At 62.4% G+C, this 3,886-nt stretch carries 5 protein-coding genes and 1 pseudogene; 3 read left to right on the plus strand and 3 right to left on the minus strand.

Annotated features, from left to right (window positions below; genetic code table 11):
* The coding region (gene thpR, locus VJS90_RS14955; RefSeq protein ID WP_324122423.1) for an RNA 2',3'-cyclic phosphodiesterase at positions 1-365 on the minus strand (365 nt) is incomplete at its 3' end.
* A 153-nt stretch (positions 366-518) separates the two neighbouring features.
* Between thpR and lpxO the strand changes: the two genes are divergently transcribed.
* The 3 genes from lpxO to VJS90_RS14970 all read left to right on the plus strand — a co-directional run bounded on the left by lpxO (position 519) and on the right by VJS90_RS14970 (position 2,473).
* Entirely contained in the window at positions 519-1,418 is a 900-nt protein-coding gene (gene lpxO, locus VJS90_RS14960) for a lipid A hydroxylase LpxO (RefSeq protein WP_324122424.1), read from the plus strand.
* 74 nt (positions 1,419-1,492) lie between these two features.
* A complete protein-coding gene (locus tag VJS90_RS14965; RefSeq protein WP_324122425.1) occupies positions 1,493-1,831 on the plus strand; it encodes a carboxymuconolactone decarboxylase family protein in 339 nt (112 codons plus the stop codon).
* A 72-nt stretch (positions 1,832-1,903) separates the two neighbouring features.
* Positions 1,904-2,473: a GNAT family N-acetyltransferase gene (locus tag VJS90_RS14970; protein ID WP_324122426.1), complete on the plus strand. Its 570-nt coding sequence runs from the start codon at positions 1,904-1,906 to the stop codon at positions 2,471-2,473.
* A gap of 56 nt (positions 2,474-2,529) precedes the next feature.
* On the opposite strand, the gene VJS90_RS14975 is transcribed toward VJS90_RS14970, so the two are convergent.
* Together VJS90_RS14975 and VJS90_RS14980 are read right to left on the minus strand one after the other, a co-directional pair.
* On the minus strand, positions 2,530-3,273 hold the full coding sequence (locus VJS90_RS14975; RefSeq protein ID WP_324122427.1) for an outer membrane beta-barrel protein: 744 nt from the start codon (positions 3,271-3,273) through the stop codon (positions 2,530-2,532).
* Positions 3,274-3,538: 265 nt separating this feature from the next.
* Positions 3,539-3,886: pseudogene (locus VJS90_RS14980) on the minus strand (hypothetical protein); the annotation flags it as partial.

Consider the following 3,886-nt stretch of genomic DNA (forward strand, 5'->3'; position numbering starts at 1 on the left):
AACGGCAACAGCGCCTGCTGCAGGGCGTAGACCAGCTGGCGCAAGGCGGGCGGGGTCTGCTGCGGCGCCAGTACCAGCACGCCAGAACGTTGCCAGCGCTGCAGCTCGTCCAGCATCAGCCGCAGCGGCGCCGGTGGCAACTTGAGGTCATCGGCCGCCGCGCAGATGGCAGGCACCTGCGCGGCGTCCACATCCCCCAGAAACAGCAAGGTCAGGTGGAAGTTTTCGGCCGGTACCGGCTTGCCGCTGCGCAATCCCAGGTCACGGCGCCACTGGGCGATCGCGCGGCGCTGGGGCGCGGGGCAATCAAGCGCAAAGAACAGGCGCTTGAAGGGCTCACCTTTGTCTCGTGACAGCAATGTCATGATCTTGCTCCCTTTACAGCACATCGCAAACCTTTGCGACTAGCACCAATGTCTCACTTCGATGACGTAACATTTAGTACAAACCCCGGGTGCGATTGTTTATGCTGGGCGGCTAATGCCATGGCGCAACGCCACACTGACCTATACCCGCTCATGAAAATCGCACTCGTCCTACTCTTCGTCTTCTCGATCGCTTACGTGCACCTGCGCGGTCGGGTACGCCACAAACTGACGCGCCAGCTGGGCGACCATTCCAGTTTCCTGGCACCCATCAACACCCTCCTCTACCTGTGCTCGCGCCTGCCTGCCAAGCCCTACCTGCCGGTCCAGGCCTTCCCCGAACTGCAGCCCCTGCAGGACAACTGGCAGGAAATCCGCGCCGAGGCACAGGCGCTGCTGCATGTGGGCGAGATCAAGAAATCCGACAATTTTGACGATGTCGGTTTCAATTCGTTCTTCAAGAGCGGCTGGAAGCGCTTCTACCTGAAGTGGTATGGCGAAAGCCACCCCTCGGCGATGAAGCTGTGCCCTCGCACCACCGAGCTGCTGCAAGGTATCGGCACCGTCAAGGCCGCGATGTTCGCCACCCTGCCGCCTGGCGCCAGGCTCGTGCGTCATCGTGATCCGTATGCCGGCTCCTACCGCTTTCACCTGGGTCTGGACACGCCCAACGACGATGGCTGCTACATCGAGGTGGATGGCCAGCGGTATGCCTGGCGCGACGGCGAGAGCGTGATCTTCGACGAAACCTATATCCACTACGCCGCCAACACCACCGAGCAGAACCGCATCATCCTGTTCTGCGACATCGAGCGGCCGCTCAGGTACCGCTGGGCCTCTGCCTTCAACCGCTGGTTCAGCCGCAAGGTCATGGCCGCCGCCGCGGCGCCCAACGATGCCGAGGACAAGACCGGCGGCATCAACCGCCTGTTCACCCGTCTCTACAAGATCCGCGCCCGCGGCAAGGCGTTGAAAAAGCGCAACCGCACGCGCTACTACCTGGAAAAATGGCTGTTCGTCGCCGCGCTGGTGCTGGTGTTCATCTACATCTGACCCAGCGGCATGTTTCACACGGTGATCCTGGTCTAGCCTGAAAGCTCCTGTTGCCAACCCACAAGGTGAAGACAATGAGCATGCTCGATTGGGACGCCTACCGTAAGCAGCTGATGGCCGGCATCGGTGACATCAGCCAGCTTTCCCCTGACACGGTCGCCGGCTACATGACCGCCACCGGCGCGGGCGCCAAGACCAACCACCTCGACGCCAAGACCCGCGAGCTGATCTCGCTGGCGGTGGCCGTGACGACCCGTTGCGATGGCTGTATCGCCGTGCATTCGGCGCAGGCGGTCAAGCAGGGTGCCACCCGCGAAGAGATCGCCGAAGCCTTGGGCGTCGCCGTGGCGATGAACGCGGGGGCTGCGCTGGTCTACTCGGCCCGCGCGCTGGATGCGCTGGAAAAGGCCTGATTCAACCGGGAAACAGTTGCGCCTCGCATCCAAGGCTTTCACACTCCGGGGCTCACGCACCAGGGAGCCCCCATGATCCACATCCGTCCCATGACCGACGCCGACTTCGAGCGTTTCTGGCCAACCTTCCAGGCTATCGTCCAGGCCCGCGAAACCTACGCCTACGACCCGGCGCTGAGCGTTGAGCAGGCGCGCCAGCTGTGGCTGGAACTGCCCCTGCACACGCGGGTGGCCGAGGCTGATGGCGAACTGCTTGGGGCTTACTACCTGAAGGCCAACGCGGCCGGCCCTGGCGGGCATGTGAGCAATTGCGGCTACATGGTCTGCGAGGCGGCTCGCGGGCGCGGAGTGGCCAGGCTGATGTGCGAGCACTCGCAGAAGCTGGCACGCCAGGAAGGCTTCCTGGCGATGCAGTTCAATTCGGTGGTGTCGAGCAATGAGGTGGCCGTGGCGCTGTGGCACTCGCTCGGCTTCGAGACGGTCGGGCGCTTGCCGCGTGCCTATAGGCATGCCCGGCTCGGGCTGGTGGATTGTCTGGTGATGTACAAGTGGCTTGCCGACGAGCCGGTGACCGAAACGCCCAGCCTGCTGATCGGGCGCAAGAACATCGAGGCCAGAGTGTCGCGCAAGCGCGGGCGGTGAACCTGTGGGAGCGGAAAGCCGCTCCCAGAGGGTTCAGGCCGGGCCCGGCAAATTCATCAGAACGCCAGGCCTACCTTGAAGCCGTACTCGTCACGCTTGAGCTTGGTGTTGTCCGCGACATCCGAGTCACCATCAAGCTTGTACTCGGTACGGGTGTAGTACACGCCGGCGTGGATCGGCATGCTCTTCTGGTTCATCAGCAGGCTGACTTCGGCGTACGGGTTGGTGCGGTCTTTCAGGTCGACGCTGTCGCTGCCGAAGTCATCGACTTTCAGGCGGGCGCGGCCGTCGATGGTGTGACGGGCACCCACTTCGACACGCAGGGTCGAGTTGTCGAACTGGTGGTTGTAGCCGACCGCGGCCTTGGCGAATGGCGATTTGGCGGTCAGGCGGGTATCGAGGTCGTCGATCTCAGGCTCATAGCGCGACCAAGTGTAGCCACCCCCGACGGTCAGGTCGACAAAGTTGCGCGCATCCAGCGCCGCGCGGAAACCGACGTCCAGATCAGCCTGTGCTTCCTTGACCTTGTTGTCGTCCTTCTCGCCGTACTTGGCTTCGGCACCGACCTGGTAGATCAGGCCGGACTCGGCGGTCATCTTGTTGCCGAACGTCGCGAAGACACCGCCCTGGCCCATGTCGTCCTTCTGGGAGTCGCTACCGCCCTCCAGCTTGAATTCGTTGTAGCTGCCCTGCAGGCCGAGGGTGAAGATAGGATCGGTCGGTGGCGCGGCGAAGGCGCTCAGAGGGGCGCAGGCCAGGCCCAGGATGCAGGTGTTGCGCAGCAGGTTGCGAGTAGCCATTCGCAGGTATCTCCATGACAAGAAAAGTGGCAGTCAAATGCAAACGGTTCGAAAGGCCACCACTGAAAAAGTTCTGAAGAAAATGTGAAAATATCGTTTATTTGGCTAAGGCCCCGGATTCATGGCCGCAATCGGTCATCCACCTGAATTGCCTGCCTATCCGTTTGATTGAAAACCTGTCAGCTCAGACAATATTCGGCGGCTGCCCCTTGCGCAGCAGCCGCCGAATGAATAGTTGCAGGTTGGTTGGCTGTCCGCGACAGGCCTAGAACACCAGGCCTAGCTTGAACCCATATTCGTCACGCTTGAGGCGGGTGTTGTCCGTCACGGGCGAGCCGCCCTCGAGGTCGTAGTCGGTACGGGTGTAGTAGACGCTGGCATGGACAGGCAGGCTGCCATTCTGGTTCATCAGCAGGCTGAGTTCGGCAAAGGGGTTGGTCTGGTCCTTGAGGTCCACCCGGTCGCTGCCGGCATCGTCGATGTCGAGCGTTGCCCGGCCATCAAGGGTACGGCGGGCGCCAACCTCCAGGCGCAGCGTCGCGTTGTCGAACTGATGGTTGTAGCCCAGCGCGGCCTTGGCGAAGGGTGACTTGGCGGTCAGGGTGGTATCCCG

Source organism: Pseudomonas sp. (genome assembly GCF_035277045.1).
Classification (GTDB): Bacteria; Pseudomonadota; Gammaproteobacteria; order Pseudomonadales; family Pseudomonadaceae; genus Aquipseudomonas.

Bases quoted from the DNA above. Each gene is read 5' to 3' on its own strand.
- lpxO (WP_324122424.1), top strand. From the start codon at position 519: ATGAAAATCGCACTCGTCCTACTCTTCGTCTTCTCGATCGCTTACGTG.
- VJS90_RS14965 (WP_324122425.1), top strand. From the start codon at position 1,493: ATGAGCATGCTCGATTGGGACGCCTACCGTAAGCAGCTGATGGCCGGC.
- VJS90_RS14970 (WP_324122426.1), top strand. From the start codon at position 1,904: ATGATCCACATCCGTCCCATGACCGACGCCGACTTCGAGCGTTTCTGG.
- VJS90_RS14975 (WP_324122427.1), bottom strand. From the start codon at position 3,273: ATGGCTACTCGCAACCTGCTGCGCAACACCTGCATCCTGGGCCTGGCC.